The organism is Mesorhizobium sp. M0518 (assembly GCF_040321125.1).
GTDB lineage: Bacteria > Pseudomonadota > Alphaproteobacteria > Rhizobiales > Rhizobiaceae > Mesorhizobium.
The window spans coordinates 122,488-140,220 of record NZ_JAMYQY010000006.1 but is presented as its reverse complement, the minus strand read 5'-3'; the positions used below and the strand labels follow the sequence as shown (position 1 = coordinate 140,220).

Annotated in this window: 20 protein-coding genes; 10 read left to right on the top strand and 10 right to left on the bottom strand. The window is 64.0% G+C overall.

Going from position 1 to position 17,733, the window contains the following annotated elements:
• Window positions 1-127 precede the first annotated feature (127 nt).
• Together NKI66_RS10965 and NKI66_RS10960 are read right to left on the bottom strand one after the other, a co-directional pair.
• The gene (locus NKI66_RS10965; RefSeq protein ID WP_023810112.1) at window positions 128-1,165 is read right to left on the bottom strand and encodes a zinc-binding dehydrogenase; all 1,038 of its coding nucleotides are present in this window, start codon (window positions 1,163-1,165) and stop codon (window positions 128-130) included.
• A gap of 52 nt (window positions 1,166-1,217) precedes the next feature.
• A complete protein-coding gene (locus NKI66_RS10960; RefSeq protein ID WP_023810113.1) occupies window positions 1,218-2,459 on the bottom strand; it encodes an acyl-CoA dehydrogenase family protein in 1,242 nt (413 codons plus the stop codon).
• 115 nt (window positions 2,460-2,574) lie between these two features.
• Here NKI66_RS10960 and NKI66_RS10955 point away from each other — a divergent pair, with 115 nt between their 5' ends.
• The 5 genes from NKI66_RS10955 to NKI66_RS10935 all read left to right on the top strand — a co-directional run bounded on the left by NKI66_RS10955 (window position 2,575) and on the right by NKI66_RS10935 (window position 6,166).
• A complete protein-coding gene (locus tag NKI66_RS10955) occupies window positions 2,575-3,390 on the top strand; it encodes an SDR family oxidoreductase (protein WP_023810114.1) in 816 nt (271 codons plus the stop codon).
• A gap of 38 nt (window positions 3,391-3,428) precedes the next feature.
• On the top strand, window positions 3,429-3,914 hold the full coding sequence (locus NKI66_RS10950; protein WP_023810115.1) for a MaoC family dehydratase: 486 nt from the start codon (window positions 3,429-3,431) through the stop codon (window positions 3,912-3,914).
• Window positions 3,911-4,942, top strand: a complete 1,032-nt coding sequence (locus NKI66_RS10945; protein WP_352722276.1) for a phosphotransferase family protein — start codon at window positions 3,911-3,913, stop codon at window positions 4,940-4,942. Before NKI66_RS10950 ends, NKI66_RS10945 begins: the two co-directional genes overlap by 4 nt.
• Window positions 4,943-5,106: 164 nt before the next feature.
• Window positions 5,107-5,745: a TetR/AcrR family transcriptional regulator gene (locus NKI66_RS10940; protein WP_023810117.1), complete on the top strand. Its 639-nt coding sequence runs from the start codon at window positions 5,107-5,109 to the stop codon at window positions 5,743-5,745.
• Between the two features lie 172 nt (window positions 5,746-5,917).
• A complete protein-coding gene (locus tag NKI66_RS10935) occupies window positions 5,918-6,166 on the top strand; it encodes a DUF680 domain-containing protein (protein ID WP_023810118.1) in 249 nt (82 codons plus the stop codon).
• A 50-nt stretch (window positions 6,167-6,216) separates the two neighbouring features.
• Here NKI66_RS10935 and NKI66_RS10930 read toward each other — a convergent pair whose 3' ends face one another.
• The 8 genes from NKI66_RS10930 to NKI66_RS10895 form a co-directional block, all read right to left on the bottom strand.
• On the bottom strand, window positions 6,217-7,266 hold the full coding sequence (locus tag NKI66_RS10930) for a Gfo/Idh/MocA family protein (protein WP_023810119.1): 1,050 nt from the start codon (window positions 7,264-7,266) through the stop codon (window positions 6,217-6,219).
• Window positions 7,267-7,330: 64 nt separating this feature from the next.
• On the bottom strand, window positions 7,331-8,116 hold the full coding sequence (locus NKI66_RS10925) for a ThuA domain-containing protein (RefSeq protein ID WP_023810120.1): 786 nt from the start codon (window positions 8,114-8,116) through the stop codon (window positions 7,331-7,333).
• Window positions 8,117-8,192: 76 nt separating this feature from the next.
• Complete coding sequence (locus NKI66_RS10920; protein ID WP_023810121.1) at window positions 8,193-8,423, bottom strand: hypothetical protein; 231 nt, start codon at window positions 8,421-8,423, stop codon at window positions 8,193-8,195.
• A 59-nt stretch (window positions 8,424-8,482) separates the two neighbouring features.
• Complete coding sequence (locus NKI66_RS10915) at window positions 8,483-9,067, bottom strand: sarcosine oxidase subunit gamma (protein ID WP_023810122.1); 585 nt, start codon at window positions 9,065-9,067, stop codon at window positions 8,483-8,485.
• A complete protein-coding gene (locus NKI66_RS10910; protein ID WP_023810123.1) occupies window positions 9,060-12,053 on the bottom strand; it encodes a sarcosine oxidase subunit alpha in 2,994 nt (997 codons plus the stop codon). Before NKI66_RS10910 ends, NKI66_RS10915 begins: the two co-directional genes overlap by 8 nt.
• Window positions 12,050-12,361 (bottom strand): sarcosine oxidase subunit delta, encoded by a 312-nt coding sequence (locus NKI66_RS10905; protein WP_023810124.1) that lies wholly within the window; start codon window positions 12,359-12,361, stop codon window positions 12,050-12,052. Before NKI66_RS10905 ends, NKI66_RS10910 begins: the two co-directional genes overlap by 4 nt.
• Before the next feature lie 11 nt (window positions 12,362-12,372).
• The gene (locus NKI66_RS10900; protein WP_023810125.1) at window positions 12,373-12,813 is read right to left on the bottom strand and encodes a hypothetical protein; all 441 of its coding nucleotides are present in this window, start codon (window positions 12,811-12,813) and stop codon (window positions 12,373-12,375) included.
• On the bottom strand, window positions 12,813-14,066 hold the full coding sequence (locus tag NKI66_RS10895; protein WP_023810126.1) for a sarcosine oxidase subunit beta: 1,254 nt from the start codon (window positions 14,064-14,066) through the stop codon (window positions 12,813-12,815). The genes NKI66_RS10900 and NKI66_RS10895 overlap by 1 nt, the downstream gene beginning before the upstream one ends.
• 269 nt (window positions 14,067-14,335) lie before the next feature.
• On the opposite strand from NKI66_RS10895, the gene NKI66_RS10890 reads away from it, so the two are divergent.
• The 5 genes from NKI66_RS10890 to NKI66_RS10870 all read left to right on the top strand — a co-directional run bounded on the left by NKI66_RS10890 (window position 14,336) and on the right by NKI66_RS10870 (window position 17,704).
• On the top strand, window positions 14,336-15,094 hold the full coding sequence (locus tag NKI66_RS10890; protein ID WP_023810127.1) for an SDR family oxidoreductase: 759 nt from the start codon (window positions 14,336-14,338) through the stop codon (window positions 15,092-15,094).
• A 108-nt stretch (window positions 15,095-15,202) separates the two neighbouring features.
• Entirely contained in the window at window positions 15,203-15,589 is a 387-nt protein-coding gene (locus tag NKI66_RS10885) for an SET domain-containing protein (RefSeq protein ID WP_023810128.1), read from the top strand.
• Between the two features lie 177 nt (window positions 15,590-15,766).
• On the top strand, window positions 15,767-16,045 hold the full coding sequence (gene rpsU, locus NKI66_RS10880) for a 30S ribosomal protein S21 (RefSeq protein ID WP_023810129.1): 279 nt from the start codon (window positions 15,767-15,769) through the stop codon (window positions 16,043-16,045).
• 138 nt (window positions 16,046-16,183) lie between these two features.
• A complete protein-coding gene (locus NKI66_RS10875) occupies window positions 16,184-17,026 on the top strand; it encodes a tetratricopeptide repeat protein (protein ID WP_023810130.1) in 843 nt (280 codons plus the stop codon).
• Window positions 17,027-17,227: 201 nt separating this feature from the next.
• On the top strand, window positions 17,228-17,704 hold the full coding sequence (locus NKI66_RS10870; RefSeq protein ID WP_023810131.1) for a DUF992 domain-containing protein: 477 nt from the start codon (window positions 17,228-17,230) through the stop codon (window positions 17,702-17,704).
• Window positions 17,705-17,733: the final 29 nt, after the last annotated feature.

The window sequence follows — 17,733 nt, the reverse complement described above, 5'->3', positions numbered from 1 at the left end:
GCATAGGGGGCTTGATGGACCAGGATATCGGCCTGACGGTCCCGCGTCGGCGGATAACCGGCAATCTCTGCCCGCAAAGCCCTCCGAGGCCCCTCCCGTCCAAGCTGCTCGAATCTTTCGAATTGGCCTAAGGCCGGATGAACACCTTGCCGTTCGGCTTGGCCAGTTCCGCTGGCACCCGCGCCATCGCCTCGGCAAGCGGCACCACCGCCGTCACGTCGGTCGACCAGCGCCCATCGGAAAAACGCTTCTGCGCTTCCAGGATCGCCGGGCCGCGGCGATCGCGGAACTGGCGCATCCACTCGCTCAGCCAAAACCCTTCGATATGCTTGTGCTGGAAGATCAGTTGGCCGGGCTCGCGGATAACAGTGTGTTCGGGATCGAGCCGCCCATAGATGATCCAGCGCGAACGCTTCGGCATGACGTCGAAGATGGCGGAAGCCAGCGGCCCGGTCACCGCGTCGAGGAAGATGCGCGGCTGTTCGGCCTTCATCACCTCGCGCAGCGCTGCCTTGAAATCCGGCGCCTTTTCGTTGAGGACGTGCGCCGCGCCGAGCGCTTTCAGCGCCGCGATCTGGTCGTCGCGGCGCACGGTGACGATCGGCCGGAAGCCCTCTCCGCTGGCCAGGCCAATGATCAGCTTGCAGAGCTGGCTGGCGCCGGCGGTCATGACGAAGGCCTTCTCGCCTTCCTCCTTGACGACGTCGAACATGGCGAGCGCGGTGAGCGGGTTGACGATCATCGCCGCCCCATCCTCGTCGCGGACCGTGTCGAGCAGCGGAATGCATGCAGCAGCTTCAGCGACGGCATAGTCGGCCCACGAGCCCCAGTTGGTGACGCCGGTGGCAAAGGCGACGCGCTTGCCGATCAGGCTTTGGGGATAGGTCTCGTCGCCGCTGGCGACGACGATGCCGACGCCCTCGAAGCCGGCCGGCTGTCCCTTGGCGCGCGGCTGGCCGTACTGGCCCTTGACGAAGGCGATGTCGGAGGGGTTGATCGAGGCGAGGCTGACCTTGATCAGCACCTGCGTCGGTCCGGGTGTCGGCACCGCGATGTTGCCCGGCTCGAGATACGGCTCCATCGCCTCCAGCACACTGCCGCTCGGCGTCCTGGTGTAGCCGTCGCCGACCAGCAGCAGCGCCTTCATTTCGGAGGGGACGGCCATTGGAACACTCCGTGCTTGGACTGTCGGCATCGCCAGATGACGATGCCGGCGCTCAGACCTTTTCTTGCGTGTATTTCTTCAGCTCGGTGCGCGCCACCTGACGGCGATGCACGGCGTCCGGCCCGTCGGCAAGGCGCAAGGTCCGCAGATGCGTCCACGACCGCGCCAGCGGCGTGTCCTGGCTGATGCCTTGCGCGCCGAACATCTGCACCGCCTCGTCGGTGACCTTGAGCGCGACGCGGGGTGCCACCACCTTGATCTGGCTGATCCAGGGGGCTGCGGCGCGGGCGTCGCCCTGGTCGATCATCCACGCCGCCTTGAGGCAGAGCAGCCGGGCCATCTCGATCTCCATGCGGCATTCGGCGATGATGTCGAAATTGGCGCCGAGCTTTGCCAGCTTCTGGCCGAAGGCCTCGCGGCGCAAGGAACGCTGGCACAGCATCTCGAGCGCCATCTCGGCCTGGCCGATGGCGCGCATGCAATGGTGGATGCGGCCGGGACCGAGCCGCCCTTGCGCGATCTCGAACCCCCTGCCCTCGCCGAGGATCAGGTTCGATGTCGGTACCCGCACATTGTCGAAGCGAAGATGCATGTGGCCGTGCGGCGCGTCGTCATCGCCATAAACCTGCATGGCCCGGACCTTGGTCACACCCCTTGTGCCTGATGGCACCAGGATCATCGAATGACGGCGGTGCTGCGGCTCGTCATCGCCGCCGGTCCTGACCATGACGATGTAGATGGCGCAGCGCGGATCGCCGGCGCCCGAAGCCCACCATTTCTCGCCGTTGAGCACGTAGTCGTCGCCCTGGCGTTCGCAGCGCATGGCAATGTTGGTGGCATCGGACGACGCGACATCCGGCTCGGTCATCAGATAGGCCGAGCGGATCTTGCCCTCGATCAGCGGTTCCAGCCATTCTTTCTTGTGGTCGGCCGAGCCGTACCGTTCCAGCACCTCCATATTGCCGGTGTCGGGCGCCGAACAGTTGAAGGTCTCGGCGCCAAGATGCGCCTTGCCCATCTCCTCGGCCAGATAGGCATATTCGACGGTGGAAAGGCCGTAGCCGCGTTCCGAGCCGGTCAGCCAGAAATTCCACAGGCCGCGCTCCCTTGCGGTTTTCTTCAGCCCTTCGAGGATCTCGCTCTGGCGCGCACTGTAGACCCAGCGGTTGCCTGCCTTGCCCACCTCGCTCAGGAATTCCCTGTCGAGCGGCATGATCTCGTCGCGAACCATGGCCGCGACGCGCGCGTGGATCGGCTTCAGCCGCTCGGTCATGCCGAGATTCATCTCCGTCATCGGTCGCTAACCCTTCATGCATGCCAGGCATTTTGTCAGTGGCAAGGATGACCGTACTTCGGATAGCCTTGTCAACGCGAACTGTTTGCCCGCATGCCGAGCGCGGAGGATTGTGATGAGCTATCTGGACGAGCTGTTTTCGGTGGCCGGCAAGACCGCGCTGGTGACGGGTGCCGCGACCGGCATAGGCCGCATGGCGGCGACCGGGCTGGTCAGGGCCGGCGCCAGCGTGATGATCGCGTCGCGCAAGGGCGAGGATTGCATCCAGGTCGCCGAAGAGTTGAACGAGCTTGGTGCACCGGGCCGGGCCGAGGGCTTCGCCGGGGACGTTTCTAGCGAAGCCGGCATCGCTGCACTCGTCGCCGCGGTCAAGGCGCGGACCGGGAAACTGCATATTCTGGTCAACAATGCCGGCGTCTCCTGGGGCGCGCCGCTGGAAAGCTTCCCCTATTCGGCTTGGGCCAAGGTGTTTGGCGTCAATGTCACCGCGGTCTTCCATCTGACCCGCGAATTGCTGCCACTGCTCGACGCTGCCGCCAGCGACGCCGATCCGGCCAGGGTGATCAATCTCGGTTCGGTGATGGGCACGCAGCCGCTGGCCGACGACGCCTATTCCTACACGGCGTCCAAGGCAGCCGTGCATCATCTGACCCGCACCCTTGCGCTCGAGTTCGCCGGCCGCCGCATCACCGTCAATGCCTTCGCTCCCGGCCCCTTCCAGAGCCGGATGACGGCATTCGCCACGGGCACGGATGAGCAGGCCAGGCACGTCGGCAGCCATGTTCCGATCGGCCGTATCGGCGCACCGGATGACATTGCCGGCGCAACGCTCTATTTGTGCAGCCGTGCAGGCAGCTACATCACCGGCGCCATTCTGCCGATCGACGGCGGACAGTCGGTGCAGCATGGGCTGACCTTGTTCAAGGAATGACATTTTCCGGCCACAGAAGCCGGGGGGAACTGGAGGACATGAGCGTGGAACCGATCAGTCTCGATGTGCTTCTGGCCAGTGTCGGCAAGGAGGTTGGCGTGTCGCCGTGGCGGGCGGTCACGCAACGCATGATCGATCAGTTCGCCGACGCCACCGACGACCACCAGTTCATCCACTGCGATCCGGAGCGGGCCATGCGCGAAACGCCGTTCGGCGGCACCATCGCGCACGGCTTCCTGTCGCTGTCGCTGTTGTCGGCGATGACTTTCGAGACCATGCCGCCGCTGGAAAACGGCAAGATGGGCGTCAACCACGGCTTCGATTCGCTGCGCTTCCTAGCGCCGGTGAAGACCGGCGCGCGCATCCGCACGCGGTTCGTGCTGGCCGACGTCAAGGTCAGGCCGTCGGGCTGGGTGCAGACCGCGCATGACGTGACGATCGAGATCGAGGGTTCGAAGAAGCCGGCACTGACCGCGCGCTGGTTGACGCTGACCTTGATCGAACGCCAGCCCGAGACGGCATGAGTGATCCCGTTCTCGACCAGGCAGCGCTTGCGCCTTACCTCGAGGCGAACATACCTGGCTTTTCCGGCCTTGAGGCAGTTGAGAAGTTCAAATCCGGCCAATCGAACCCGACCTACCTTTTGACGGCGGCAAGCGGCCGTTATGTGCTGCGCGCCAAGCCGCCGGGGCAATTGCTGAAATCGGCGCATCAGGTCGATCGCGAATTCAGGGTAATGAGCGCGCTTGCCGGCACCGCCGTGCCTGTGCCTGCCATGCTGCATCTGTCGGCGGAAGACTCGCCCATCGGCCGTATGTTCTACGTGATGGATTTCCTGGACGGCCGCATTTTCTGGGATCCGGCCCTGCCGGAGGCTCGCGACAACGATGAACGCGCCGCCATCTACGATGCCATGAACGACACTCTTGCCGCGCTGCACGAGGTCGATGTCGAGGCCGTGGGGCTCGGCGATTTCGGCCGACCGGGCAGTTATTTCGAGCGCCAGCTGGCGCGCTGGACCAGCCAGTACCGCGCCTCGGAGACCGGCACGGTGGCCGATATGGACCGGTTGATTGCCTGGCTGGAGACACACATACCGGAGGATGACGGCCGCGTCTCCCTGGTCCATGGCGATTACCGGCTGGACAATCTGATCTTCGCGCCCCACCGGCCAAAAGTTCTGGCGGTGCTCGACTGGGAACTGTCGACATCAGGCTACCCCTTCGCCGATATCGCCTATCAGTGCATGCAATGGCGGCTGCCGCACGCGTCGGGTTTTCGCGGCCTGGGCGGCATCAACCGCGCGGCGCTCGGGCTGCCCTCCGAAACGGACTACGTCGCCGCCTACTGCCGGCGGCGCGGGCTCACCGGTATCGGCAACTGGACGTTCTTCCTGGCCTTTTCCTTCTTCCGGCTGGCCGCGATCTGCCAAGGCGTCTACAAGCGGGCGCTGGACGGCAACGCCTCCAATCCGGAAAAAGCCCGGACCTATGGCGAGGCGGTGAAGCTGCTTTCGCGTCTTGCCGCGAAGCTGATCGACAAGGAGGCGTGATGGGCCGCTTTGACGGAGCAAAGGTGCTGATCACGGGTGCCGCCAACTTCGACAAGCGTCGGCACGATCCGAAGCATACCGCTTGGGAACCTCCCGCGCTCTTGTCCGTTTCCGTACAGCGTATATAATTTAGCCAGACACCAACCAACCAAAGGCACCAGATCTTGCCGCCGAGCGTCCCGACACGCCGCGAGAAACAAAAGGCCGAACTGCGCTCCGAACTGGTCGAGGCCGCGCACAAGCTCGTCCAGGAGGAAGGCTATGAAGGCCTGACCATCCGCAAGCTGGCCAAGCGGGTCGGCTACGCCCCGATGTCGGTCTATTCCTACTTCGCCGACAAGCAGGACATCCTGTTCGCTCTGGCCGAGGATGCATTCGAGACGCTTGCCCGCCGCATCGAGGAGCATCCGTCCGACGATCCGATCGAGGCCTTGCAGGCGGTGATGACCGAATATGCCGCTTTCGGACTCGGCAATCCCAACGAATACCGCACCGTGTTCATGACCGAAAAGACCAAGCTGCCAGAAGGCTACAACGAAATGGAAGAGAGCAACCCTGCTATGAAGGTGCTGATCAGCAGGGTCGAGGCCTGCGTCGCCGCCGGCAAATTGCAGGGCGATCCGCGCGCCATCGCCACCATGCTGTGGGCGGTCGGCCACGGCACGATCTCGCTGCTCATCACCTTTCCGTTCTACCCCTTCGGCGACCCGCAGGCCTTCGTGAAGCGGATGTGCGATTTCACGCTTGCCACGCTCAGCACGCAAAACGTGCCGCCACTGACCGAGACACCGGTCAACTGCTGAACGCCGTTTCCTTTGGTTTGTGTATCCCCTCCAGACCTGGGGGGTTTCTTGGTTAACAAAAAATTTATTGTACGCGTACGGTTTTCCTTGAACTTCGCGATCGACGGGCGTATATGTACAGTGCATCGTACATGTACGAGAGAAATTCACCCGTCGAAAACGGAGACTGACAATGAAAAAGATACTCCTCACCCTCGCCGCCGTGCTGGCACTTTCGGGCTCGGCCTTCGCCGCCAACACCACCCACCCCGTCAAGCATGCGCCGGTGGCGGCCTGCGTTGACACCAAGACCAACGTGAAGCTCGATTGCGCTTCGACCGGTTCGGTCGAGAAGAAGGGCGCCACGGAAAATACCGCTGAAGGCAAAGGTCCGCGCCTCGGCATCGACATCAATCCTTGGATCGTGCCGAGCTCGTTCTGATATTTGCAGGACATCACTTCTGGCCGGCACAAGCCGGTCAGGTGGAAACTTCAGCTGACCGAAACCGGCAGCTTCGCCGCTGAACTCTCGAAGGCCGCGTCAATCAGCTTCTGCATGTCGGCGGCACGCCGGAACGACGGATCGCCATTCCGGCCTGTATCCAGCGCATCGGCAAAGCGTCGCGCATTGCGCTTGACACTGGGCAGCGCCAGCGTTCGCCATTGCTGAAGATCGACATCGCCGCCGAGACAGGCCGACAGGTTAGATGCCTTGCCGTCGGTCTCGACCCTGATGGCGCCCTTGGTGCCGTGCAGGGCCAGCGACAAATCGTTGGCGTGGCCGGTCATGTAGCGGCTCGCCGCGATCGTGGCGAGCGCGCCGGAACTGAGCCGGGCCGTCATCGCCACGCTGTCATTGGCATCCAGCAGATAGTCGCCGATGCGCTCGCCCTCGGCCTTCGGAAACGTCACCAGATCGGCGTGGAGGCTGACGATGTCCTGATCGGCGCCATAGGTGGCGAAGTCCAGGATGTGGATGCCGACGTCGCCCAGCACGCCGGTTGAACCGTGCCGGCTGGACAAGCGCCACAGCCATTTGTCCTCGACCCGCCAGTCGCCCCATGACTGGCTGACCAGCCAGCTTTGCCGGTAGCTCGCCTCGACATGGCGCAGCTCGCCGATCTCGCCGGCCAGCACCATGCGCCGCGCTTCATGAATCGCCGGTGAGTTGCGATAGGTCAGGTTGACCATGTTGACCACCCCTGCAGCCTCGGCCGCTTCGGTCATATCAAGCGCGTCGGCGTGGTTCGGCGCCAGCGGCTTTTCGCAAAACACATGCTTTCCCTGGGCAAGCAGCGCCAGCGTCGTCGCCATATGCGCACCATCCGGCGTCGCGTTGATGGCGGCATCGAACTGACCCCAGGCGATCGCCGCCTCCAGGCTCTCGAAAGATTCGCCGATCTTGCTGACGGCGGCAAACGCTGCGGCGCGGCCGGGCACCTGGTCGACACAGGCGACGATGCTGCAGCCCGGGATCTCGGCAAACTCCTCGACATGATGCCCGGCGATACCGCCGGTGCCGAGCAGAAGAATTCGGTGCATTAGCCCCAAGCCCCAATCAACTCACGCCTTAAGCAATTCAGGCCCCGATCAGCTCAGGCCCGAATCAACTCAGGCCCTTGTCGCCGTCGGCATGCAGGCGCAGCCCCTTCTGCACGATCTTCTCCTTGGCCGCATCCGTCGGCACGTTCGGCGCGTTGGTGATGCCGGACCAGGCCGGCGCCGGGTTGTGCGCCCAATGGACGGCGTTGCGCAGCACCTGCTGCACGCCCTCATTGTGATAGATCGGATAGGTCTCGTGGCCGGGCGAGAAGTAGAAGATCCGTCCTGCACCGCGCTGGTAGGTCAGCCCGGATCGGAACACCTCACCACCCTCGTACCAGGAGACGAACACCGTCTCGAGCGGCTCCGGCACGGCGAACGGCTCGCCATACATTTCCGTCTCGCCGATCTCCAGGCACTCGCCGATGCCTTGCGCGATCGGGTGGCCGCGGTTGATCGCCCAGACGCGCTCGCGCTCGCCCGCCTCGCGCCATTTCAGCGAACAGGGCGTGCCCATCAGCCGCTTGAATATCTTCGAGTAGTGGCCGGAATGGAGCACGATCAGGCCCATCCCTTCCCAGACCCGCTTCTGCACCCGCTCGACGATATCGTCCTTGACCTCGCCATGCGCCGCGTGGCCCCACCACAAAAGCACGTCGGTGGCCGCCAGGCGCTTCTCGCTCAGGCCATGTTCGGGTTCCTGCAAGGTGGCGGTGGTCGCCTCGATGCCCTTGTCCTGGTTGAGGGCGGCGGCAATGGTGCCGTGCATCCCCAAGGGATAGAGGTCGCGCACGGCTTCATTGGTCTGCTCGTGGACGTTCTCGCCCCATACGATCGCTTTTGTCGGCATTTTCATCTCCCAAAGCGCTTTAAATAGCATGTCCAAGGGGATTGAGAAGGCCCGATGAGATCTTGCCCGATGGAAACTACGGCTTGCGCCTCTTGCGCCCGGGCACGGTCTTGGCCTTGCCTGGTTTTGCCGGAGCTCCAGGAATGGCCGTTCCAGTGATGGATATCGGATCGCTGGCCGGGAACGTGTCTTCGAGGCCTTCCTCGAGTTCGTCTTCGGCGCTCGGCGCTTCGTGCCGCTCGTGTTCGAGCGAGCGGACAGCCGATGTCTTTATGACCGGCGACTTCGGCGCGGAATTCGACGGCATCGGCATTCTCCCTCGGCGTGCGGATGCAGAACGAGCGTGCCCTGCAAAACGTTCCGAGTTCAGACCGCCGCGTCGCGCGATCCCTCGGACAGCAAAGTAAAGACATAGTCCGAGAAGGAACGCCAGCATTCGACCCGGAAGGCGTCGTTACCCGTGCGCAGCAGCACGATCTCGGTCTTGCCCAGGATGGTGCGCGACGCTGCTCCCACCGGGAAGGCGTCGAGCGACAGGTCCTGCGGGCAGCCCGCATTGATCGCCGCCGCCGCTCCGGCACCCGTCACTGATATCGCGATGTTGCGATGCGAGACGCCGACCGCCGAATGCAGCGCGGATACTTTGGCGCAATCGGCGAGCGGATCGTTGTCGGCCTCATCGATGACCAGCCATTCGTCGGGGCCGAGCCACAGAGCGGTGCGCCCGCCGTTCGCGGCAGCGGTTTTCGGCTTGTTCGGCAAGGTCACGCCGAGCGCCTTTGAAAGCGCTGCGACCGAAGCCTCCGGCGCCCGTAATGAAACGCGCTCGGCCGGCGGCAGCACCTCGACCTTGACGCTGGCGGCAGTGGTGCTGCGCCCAGCCAGCGCCGGACGGCGTTCGACCGAAGGCGATGCAGCCGGAGCCGTCTTTCTTGCAGCGGCCTTAGCCATTGAGGCGCCCTCCCGTCTCGTCGAAGAACACCATGCCGGTAACCTCCACTTCGATCACCCCGTTCGGCATCGGCACATAGAGGGTCTCGCCCATCCGGTCGCGGCCGCCGGCGACCAGCGCCAGAGCGATCGAGCGGCCGCAATTTTCCGACCAGTAGCTCGAGGTGACATGGCCGATCATCTTCATCGGGATCGCCTGCTTCGGGTCCTCGACGATCTGCGCGCCCTCTTCCAGCACCACCTTGGGATCCCTGGTCTTCAGGCCGACCAATTGCTTGCGGCCCTTGGCGACCAGATCTGGCCGCGTCAGGCCGCGGATGCCGACGAAGTCCGGCTTCTTCTTGCCGACCGCCCAATCGAGGCCGGCGTCGTTCGGCGTTACCGTGCCGTCGGTGTCCTGGCCGACGATGATGTAGCCCTTTTCGGCGCGCAGCACGTGCATCGCCTCGGTGCCATAAGCAGCCGCACCATGCTTCTGGCCTTCGGCCCACAGCGCTTCCCAGACCGCCTGGCCATAGTCGGCCGGCACGTTCACCTCGAAGCCGCGCTCGCCGGTGAACGACATGCGGAACAGCCGCGTCGGCACGCCGCAGATCTTGCCTTCGCGCACCGACATGTGCGGCAGCGCCTCGTCCGACATGTCGATGCCTTCGAGCAGCGGCGCGATGATGTCGCGCGACTTGGGTCCCTGCACCGCGATAACAGCCCATTGCTCGGTGATCGAGGTCAGCCAGACATTGAGATGCGGGAACTCGGTCTGGAGATAGTCCTCCATGTGGTTCATGACGCGCGGCGCGCCGCCGGTCGTCGTCGTCACGTGGAAACGGTCGGGGGCCAGCCTGCCGACGACGCCGTCATCATAGATGAACCCGTCCTCGCGCAGCATGATGCCGTAGCGGCAGCGGCCGGGCTCCAGCTTCTCCCATGGGTTGGTGTAGAGCAGCTCCATGAATTTGGCCGCGTCCGGCCCGACCACTTCGATCTTGCCCAGCGTCGAGGCATCGAACAGGCCAGCCGTCTTGCGCACGGCGACGCATTCGCGGTCGACCGCCGCGTGCATGTCCTCGCCCGCCTTGGGGAAATACCAGGCGCGCTTCCACTGGCCGACATCCTCGAACACGGCACCTTGCGCCTCGGCCCAGGGATGGATCGCGGTTCTGCGTGTCGGGTCGAACAGCGGACCTCGCGCATGGCTGACGATCGCGCCGAAGGTGACCGGCGTATAGGGCGCGCGGAACGTGGTCAGGCCGACCTCCGGGATCGGCTTTCCCAGCACCTCGGCGGCAATCGCCAGGCCGTGCATGTTGGAGGTCTTGCCCTGGTCGGTCGCCATGCCGTTGGTGGTGAAGCGCTTGACGTGCTCGATCGATCGCATGCCTTCGTGCACCGCCTGGCGGATATCCTTGGCGGTGACGTCGTTCTGGAAATCGACAAACGCCTTCACCGTCGTGTCCGGCCCGGCGCCGGGCGCCGCGCCCAACATACCGCGCGACCAGCTCTCCGACGCATCGACCTTCGGCTTGCTGCTCTTGGCGGCCTTGGCGCCGGCATCTTTCGCCGCCCTGACGCCCGCCGCATAGGCCTCGTCCACCGTGGCCGACAGCCCATCGGTGCCGTTGCAGGCGCCGACCGAGACGCAGTCCTGCGCATAGGTGCCCGGCACGAAGCGCTTGGTCTCGTCGTTGAAGGCGACCTTTCCGCGCGACTGCGAGAACAGATGCACCGACGGCGTCCAGCCGGCCGACATCAGGATCGCATCGACCGCGATGGTGCGTTCGCCGCCGCCATTCTTCGGCTGCACGGTCATCGACGACACCCTGAGCTTACCGCCGGCGCGGATCACCGCGCGGCCGAAATTGATCTCGATGCCGAGCGCCCTCGCCTCATCGATCACCGGTCCGGTCGGATTGTCGCGCAGATCGACGATCGCCGCCACGTTGACGCCGGCTTTCTTCAGGTCGATCGCCGCTGCATAGGCGGAATCATTGGCGGTGTAGACGCCGACATTCCTGCCGACGGCGACGCCATAGTGGTTGAGATAGGTACGCGCGGCACCCGCCAGCATGATGCCGGGCCGGTCATTGTCGGCAAACACCATGTGGCGCTCGATCGCACCGGAGGCCAGCACCACGCGCTTGGCCCGGACCTGCCAAAGCCGCTCGCGCGCCAGATCGTGGCCGGGGGTCCTCAGATGTTCGCTGACACGCTCGACCAGCCCGATAAAATTCTGCGCATAGTAGCCGAACGCCGTCGTGCGCGACAGCACGCGGACATTGTCCATCGCGGCGAGCTTCGCCACGGCAGCTTGCGCCCAGGCAAAACCGTCCTGGCCGTCGATCTTCGCGCCGCTCTCGAAACGCAGGCTGCCGCCGAACTCGGCCTGCTCGTCGGCGAGGATGACGCGCACGCCGGTCTCGGCCGCCGCAAGCGCTGCCGCGATGCCTGCCGCACCGCCGCCCAGCACCAGCACGTCGCAATGCGCATAGCGCGATGAATAATGGTCGGGATCCGGCTGGTCCGGGGAAACGCCAAGACCGGCCGCGGCGCGGATCTTTGGCTCATAGAGCGTCTTCCACGCCGCTTTCGGCCACATGAAGGTCTTGTAGTAGAAGCCGGCCGAAAGCAGCGGCGAGGCGATATCGCTGACCGCACCGAGGTCGAAGGACAGTGACGGCCAGCGGTTCTGCGACTGCGCATCAAGCCCATCATAGAGCTCCTGCACGGTCGCCCGCACGTTCGGCGTCTTGCGTGCCGCGTCGCGCCTGATTTCGACCAGGGCGTTCGGCTCCTCGGCGCCCGCCGACAGGATGCCGCGCGGACGGTGGTACTTGAACGAACGGCCGACGAGATGGACGCCATTGGCGAGCAGCGCCGAGGCCAGCGTGTCGCCCTCGATGCCGGCATAGGACTGGCCATCGAAGCTGAACCGCGCGGTCTTGGCTTGGCTGAAGCGGCCAGCGCCGGGAATGCGGAACGCGCCGCTCATTTGGCAACCACTTCGTTGGAGTTTTTCGGCAGCTTGGTGGGTTTGGGCTCGCCGGCCTTGTAGGTCATGACGAATTTGTCGGTGACGGTGTCGCGTACGGCATTGAAGAAGCGCGCACAGCCATGCATGTGCCGCCAGCGCTCATAAATGATGCCCTTGGGGTTGGAGCGGATGAAGAAGAACTTTTCAAAATCGTCGTCGCTCTCGCCGGCCATATTGGCCGAGCGCGCGATGTGCGCCTCGCCAGCGTTGCGGAACTCGAGTTCCGGACGCTCTTCCTCGCAATAGGGGCAGCGGATGAGAAGCATTGTCCTGGTTCCTACAATTCGCCGTGGCCGACGTGGGCGCCCGCCGGTTGATCGCAAAGCTTCTGTCCCAAGGTCGCGAACGGTGCGACGAGCCGGATGCGCTCTTCCACGCTTGCAGCGGGACGAAACAGATCGCGGGACGCCATGTTGCCGAGGGTGAGCTGCATCGGATCGGTGGTGACGATGACTTGACGCGGCTGGAATGTCTCGGCCTCGTCGAGTCCTTCGGGTCGTCCCTCGAAGAACATCACCACTCTCTGGCCGCCACTCCAGACGCAGGCCAGCGTGCCGTCATCGACCGAAAACGGCCAGACGGTTTCGTTGCCGGTGCGGCTGATCGGCTGCGTGCGCACTTCGTCCGGCGAGGGAAAATGGAACATGCCCCGTTCCCCCGCCAGCACTTGTTCCCCCGCCAGCATCAGCGGCATCGCGACAGCCATCTGCGCCATCATCAGTGCGCCACCGCCGCCGCCGCCGCCTCGTCGATGAGCCGTCCGGTGCGGAAGCGCTCGATGGTGAAGGGCGCGTTGATCGGATGCGGATCGTCCCTGGCGATCGTATGGGCAAAGACATGGCCCGATCCCGGCGTCGCCTTGAAGCCGCCCGTGCCCCAGCCGCAATTGACATAGAGGCCGGGCACCGGCGTCTTGGCCAGGATCGGCGAGCGGTCGGGCGTGACGTCGACGATGCCGCCCCACGAGCGCAGCATCTTCATGCGCGTGAAGATCGGGAACATCTCGCAGATGGCGTCGAGCGTATGCTGCAATATGTGCAAGCCGCCGGTCTGCGAGTAGGAGACATACTGGTCGGTGCCGGCGCCGATCACCAGCTCGCCCTTGTCGGACTGCGAGATATAGGCGTGCACCGTGTTCGACATCACCACGCAGGGAACCACCGGCTTGACCGGTTCCGACACCAGCGCTTGCAGCGGATAGCTTTCCAGCGGCATGCGCACGCCGGCCATGTTCATGATGACGGAGGAATGGCCGGCGGCAACGACGCCCACCTTCTTGGCGCCGATGAAGCCGCGCGTCGTGTCGACGCCCATCACCGCGCCATTGGCCGCCCGCTTGACCCCGGTAACCTCGCAATTCTGGATAATGTGGACGCCGCGCGCCGAGGCGCCGCGCGCATAGCCCCAGGCAACGGCGTCATGACGGGCCGTGCCGCCGCGCCGCTGCAGCGACGCACCGACCACCGGATAGCGCGCCTCCTTGGAGGTGTTGAGCGGTGGGCAGAATTCCTTCGCCTGCTCCGGCGTCAGCCACTCATTGTCGATGCCGTTCAGCCGGTTGGCGTGAACGTGACGCTTCAGCACCTGCACGTCGTGCACATTGTGCGCGAGCATCATGACGCCCCGCGCCGAATACATGACGTTGTAATTGAGCTCCTGGCTGAGCCCGTCCCACAGCTTCAGCGCGTGGTCGTAGATGCCGGCGCTCTCGTCATAGAGATAGTTGGAGCGGATGATGGTGGTGTTGCGGCCGGTGTTGCCGCCGCCGAGCCAGCCCTTTTCCAGCACCGCGACATTGGTGATGCCGTGCACCGTGGCGAGGTAATAGGCGGTGGCCAGGCCATGGCCGCCGGCGCCGACGATGATGACGTCGTATTCTTTCCTGGGCTCAGGCGAGGACCACTGTTCCTCCCAGCCCTTGTGGCCGCGCATGGCTTCCCGGGCGATGGCGAATACCGAATATTTCTTCAACGTCCCAACCTCGCCCCAAAAAGGCTTCGCGAATGGCGGCCGGCGTTCGTTCGGTCCCGGCGCGCGAGGTGTATCACTAGCGAAACAGCACTTCCACCCTTGCGCTGTTTGCGACGGCGCTTGCCGTTTTGCGCCGTGGTGAAAAAGACGCATCTGGTGCGTCGGCGCTTTCCAGCATCTTGGCACGTATCGGGTGGCTCGCCTTGCCTCGATCTGCGACCAAGCACCCCAACTGCCGGTCAGGCCGGCGCGAAGAAAAGGATGCAAAAATGTTCGCACTCGCAAACAAGATCGCCATCGTCACCGGCGCCAGTTCCGGCATCGGCCGGGCCTCGGCAAAACTCTTTGCCGAGGAAGGCGCCAAGGTCATCGTCGCCGCCCGCCGTCAGGCCGAGCTCGATACGCTCGTCGCCGAGATAGAAGACAATGATGGCGCGGCCATCGCGCTTGCCGGCGATGTCAGGGACGAAGCCTATGCAAAGGCCCTTGTCGATCTGGCGGTCGAAAAGTTCGGCGGGCTCGACATCGCCTTCAACAATGCCGGCGCCGTTGGCCGGATGGGGCCGATTTCGGACCTGCCGCTGGAGGGATGGCGCAAGACGCTCGACACCAACCTCACCAGCGCGTTTCTCGGCGCCAAATACCAGGTGCCGGCAATGATCGAGCGCGGCGGCGGTTCGCTGATCTTCACCTCCACCTTCGTTGGTCACACAGTCGGCATGCCCGGCATGACTAGTTATGCCGCGAGCAAGGCCGGCCTGATCGGACTGACACAGGTGCTGGCCGCCGAATACGGCCCGAAAGGCGTGCGGGTCAACGCGCTGCTGCCCGGCGGCACCGACACACCGGCGGCAACCTTCAAGACCCCGGAATCACGGGTTTTCGTCGAAGGCCTGCATGCTTTGAAGCGTATCGCGATGCCGGAGGAGATCGCCCGCTCGGCACTCTATCTCGCCTCCGACGCCTCGAGCTTCACCACCGGAGCGGCTCTGTTTGCCGATGGCGGCGTGTCGATCAACCGGACGTGAAGATTCCAGCGGCGGGATGCATGCTCATAACCGCCAGGCAAACGGCCGCTCTTGATTTTTCGCCGCGATTTGGCGATTCCGTTTATGTCCAAAAGCGGGTCTGGAACCATGATGCTGATCAGAACCTATGTGACTGCGAGTGCGATCGAAGGTGTCGGCGTGTTCGCCGCGGAGCCGATCAGGAAAGGCGCTTCGATCTGGCGGCTCGATCCGGATTTCGACCGGCTGATCCCCATGGACAAATACGAGACGGCACCCCCGCATCTCAGGGAGCTGCTCGACCGCTATGCCTATCCGAGCCCGGACCGGCCAGGTTTCCTGGTCTATGAAGTCGACAATGGCCGCTTCATGAACCATTCCAGCAATCCGAATACGGATTTTTCGCAATATGGCGGGGCCACCGCGACCCGCGACATCGGCGTGGGCGAGGAGATCACCTGCGACTACGGCGAGTTCTTCGAAAATTTCGAGTTGCTGCACCTCGCGACGGCCTAGTCGGCTCCTTATATCAAGGCAAACAGACGGCGGCTGGCCCCGCAAATTCATTTCCGCTGTGGACAGCGCGGCATGATTCTGCTATCAGCCGCCACAATTCGTGGTGTAAACCGCCGCGGAGGCTAGTGGCTATGGCCGCTTGCCTGTTGATATCAAACCCGAAAGACAGGATTGCCCGTGCAGGTACTCGTCCGCGACAATAACGTTGATCAGGCGCTTCGCGCTCTCAAGAAGAAGATGCAGCGCGAAGGCATTTTCCGTGAAATGAAGATGCGCGGTCACTACGAGAAGCCGTCCGAGAAGCGCGCCCGCGAAAAGGCTGAAGCCGTTCGCCGCGCCCGCAAGCTGGCCCGCAAGCGCGCCCAGCGCGAAGGCCTACTGCCGATGACGCCGCGCCCGGTCGCTGCTGGCGCCGCCGGCGGTGCAGGTGGCGCTCCGCGTCCGCCGCGGTTCTAACGCCAATTTTTCGTCCTTTTCGAAGGATATCAGAGGTGGCGCGATGTGGAATCGCCGCCACCTTTTTGTTTTGATGTGACCGGTCCGGAGGGGGAGCCGGACCTGAACGACGCGGCTTGAAGTGAGGACAGGGCAGACATGAACGCAACGAGCGTGGAGCGCGGGACCGCATTGCGTGGTTTCGCCCTGACAGCAGCCCTGCTCTCCGGACTGGCGCTTGCCGGCTGCCAAACGGCGGGCCCGACCGGTGAATTCAACAACATCGACAAGGCGCAAGGGTCGAGCGAGAACATTTCCTCGCTGTCGGCGGTCATCCAGCGCAATCCCCAGGATCCCGAAGGCTACAATGTGCGCGGCTCGGCCTATGGCCGTGGCGGTCAGTACCAGGCGGCGCTCAAGGATTTCAATCAAGCCATCCAGCTCAATCCGAATTTCTTCCAGGCCTATTCGAATCGCGCGCTCATCCAGCGCTTCCTCGGCAACCAGGAAGCCGCGCTGGCGGACTACAACCGTTCGATCCAGATCAACTCGAACTATGACGCCGCCTATATCGGCCGCGGCAATCTCTACCGCAAGGCGGGTCGCACCCAGGACGCCTTCAACGACTTTCAGAAGGCGATCCAGCTCGATACGACCGACGCGCGCGCCTACCACAATCGAGGCCTGATCTATCAGAGCCAGGGCCAGCACAAATTCGCCATCGAGGACTTCTCGACCGCCATCTCGCTGGCGCCGGACGCCGCCGAACCCTACAATGGCCGCGGCCTCTCCTATCTGGCGACCAACGACGAAGACAATGCCTTCTCCGATTTCAACATGGCGATCAAGCTCGACGGCCGGAATGCCGAGGCCTGGTCCAACCAGGCGCTGATCTATGAGCGGCGCGGCGACAAGGCGAAGGCCGCGAAATCCTATAAGGAAGCCGTTCGCCTCGACCCTACCTACCAGCCGGCCAAGGATGGCCTCGCCCGCGTCAGCTGATCTCGGTTCGGCTTCCCATACAAATCCGCATGACATCCAAGTGCTGCGGGATTCTTTGCGTGTCCGAAAGGACGCACTTCGCAACCGCGCATTAACCCCGGCAGGAGGCTTTCGGCCCCTGCCTTGATCGCGCCAAGTTTTCGGCGGAACGGTCTACCCACCCAAGCCGTTGTTGAAAGTATTTTGCGAAAGGACCCTCCCATGATCAAGAAACTCGCCTGCGCCGCTGCCCTCGCCACGACGATGTTCGCGGTGGCTCCGGCCAGCGCCGGCAAGCTGCAACTCGGCACGCTCGATTGCACCATCGACGGCGGCACCGCTTATATCGTCGCTTCCAACAAGGGCGTGTCCTGTGTCTTCCGGCCTCATCATCACGGGCCGTCCGAGATTTACACAGGCGTCATCTCCAAGATCGGCCTCGATGTCGGCCAGACGCATCAGGGCCAGCTCGTCTGGGCCGTGCTGGCTGCGACCCGGGACCGTGACGGAGGCGATCTCGCCGGCAGCTACTACGGTGTCAACGCCGAAGCGAGCGTGGTGACCGGCGGCGGCGCCAATCTGCTGGTTGGCGGCCTGGACAGCGCCTTCATGCTGGAGCCGCTCAGCGTCCAGGCGCAGACCGGCGTCAACCTTGCCGTGGCCGTGACCTCGCTCCAGCTGATCCACTCATTCAAGTGATTACATGGAGCCGTGCGCTCCATGACCCC

Excerpts from the sequence above, each read along its gene's own strand:
- NKI66_RS10965 (WP_023810112.1), bottom strand. The coding sequence starts at position 1,165 with ATGGCCGTCCCCTCCGAAATGAAGGCGCTGCTGCTGGTCGGCGACGGC.
- NKI66_RS10960 (WP_023810113.1), bottom strand. The coding sequence starts at position 2,459 with ATGACGGAGATGAATCTCGGCATGACCGAGCGGCTGAAGCCGATCCAC.
- NKI66_RS10955 (WP_023810114.1), top strand. The coding sequence starts at position 2,575 with ATGAGCTATCTGGACGAGCTGTTTTCGGTGGCCGGCAAGACCGCGCTG.
- NKI66_RS10950 (WP_023810115.1), top strand. The coding sequence starts at position 3,429 with ATGAGCGTGGAACCGATCAGTCTCGATGTGCTTCTGGCCAGTGTCGGC.
- NKI66_RS10945 (WP_352722276.1), top strand. The coding sequence starts at position 3,911 with ATGAGTGATCCCGTTCTCGACCAGGCAGCGCTTGCGCCTTACCTCGAG.
- NKI66_RS10935 (WP_023810118.1), top strand. The coding sequence starts at position 5,918 with ATGAAAAAGATACTCCTCACCCTCGCCGCCGTGCTGGCACTTTCGGGC.
- NKI66_RS10930 (WP_023810119.1), bottom strand. The coding sequence starts at position 7,266 with ATGCACCGAATTCTTCTGCTCGGCACCGGCGGTATCGCCGGGCATCAT.
- NKI66_RS10925 (WP_023810120.1), bottom strand. The coding sequence starts at position 8,116 with ATGCCGACAAAAGCGATCGTATGGGGCGAGAACGTCCACGAGCAGACC.
- NKI66_RS10920 (WP_023810121.1), bottom strand. The coding sequence starts at position 8,423 with ATGCCGTCGAATTCCGCGCCGAAGTCGCCGGTCATAAAGACATCGGCT.
- NKI66_RS10915 (WP_023810122.1), bottom strand. The coding sequence starts at position 9,067 with ATGGCTAAGGCCGCTGCAAGAAAGACGGCTCCGGCTGCATCGCCTTCG.
- NKI66_RS10910 (WP_023810123.1), bottom strand. The coding sequence starts at position 12,053 with ATGAGCGGCGCGTTCCGCATTCCCGGCGCTGGCCGCTTCAGCCAAGCC.
- NKI66_RS10905 (WP_023810124.1), bottom strand. The coding sequence starts at position 12,361 with ATGCTTCTCATCCGCTGCCCCTATTGCGAGGAAGAGCGTCCGGAACTC.
- NKI66_RS10900 (WP_023810125.1), bottom strand. The coding sequence starts at position 12,813 with ATGATGGCGCAGATGGCTGTCGCGATGCCGCTGATGCTGGCGGGGGAA.
- NKI66_RS10890 (WP_023810127.1), top strand. The coding sequence starts at position 14,336 with ATGTTCGCACTCGCAAACAAGATCGCCATCGTCACCGGCGCCAGTTCC.
- NKI66_RS10885 (WP_023810128.1), top strand. The coding sequence starts at position 15,203 with ATGATGCTGATCAGAACCTATGTGACTGCGAGTGCGATCGAAGGTGTC.
- NKI66_RS10875 (WP_023810130.1), top strand. The coding sequence starts at position 16,184 with ATGAACGCAACGAGCGTGGAGCGCGGGACCGCATTGCGTGGTTTCGCC.
- NKI66_RS10870 (WP_023810131.1), top strand. The coding sequence starts at position 17,228 with ATGATCAAGAAACTCGCCTGCGCCGCTGCCCTCGCCACGACGATGTTC.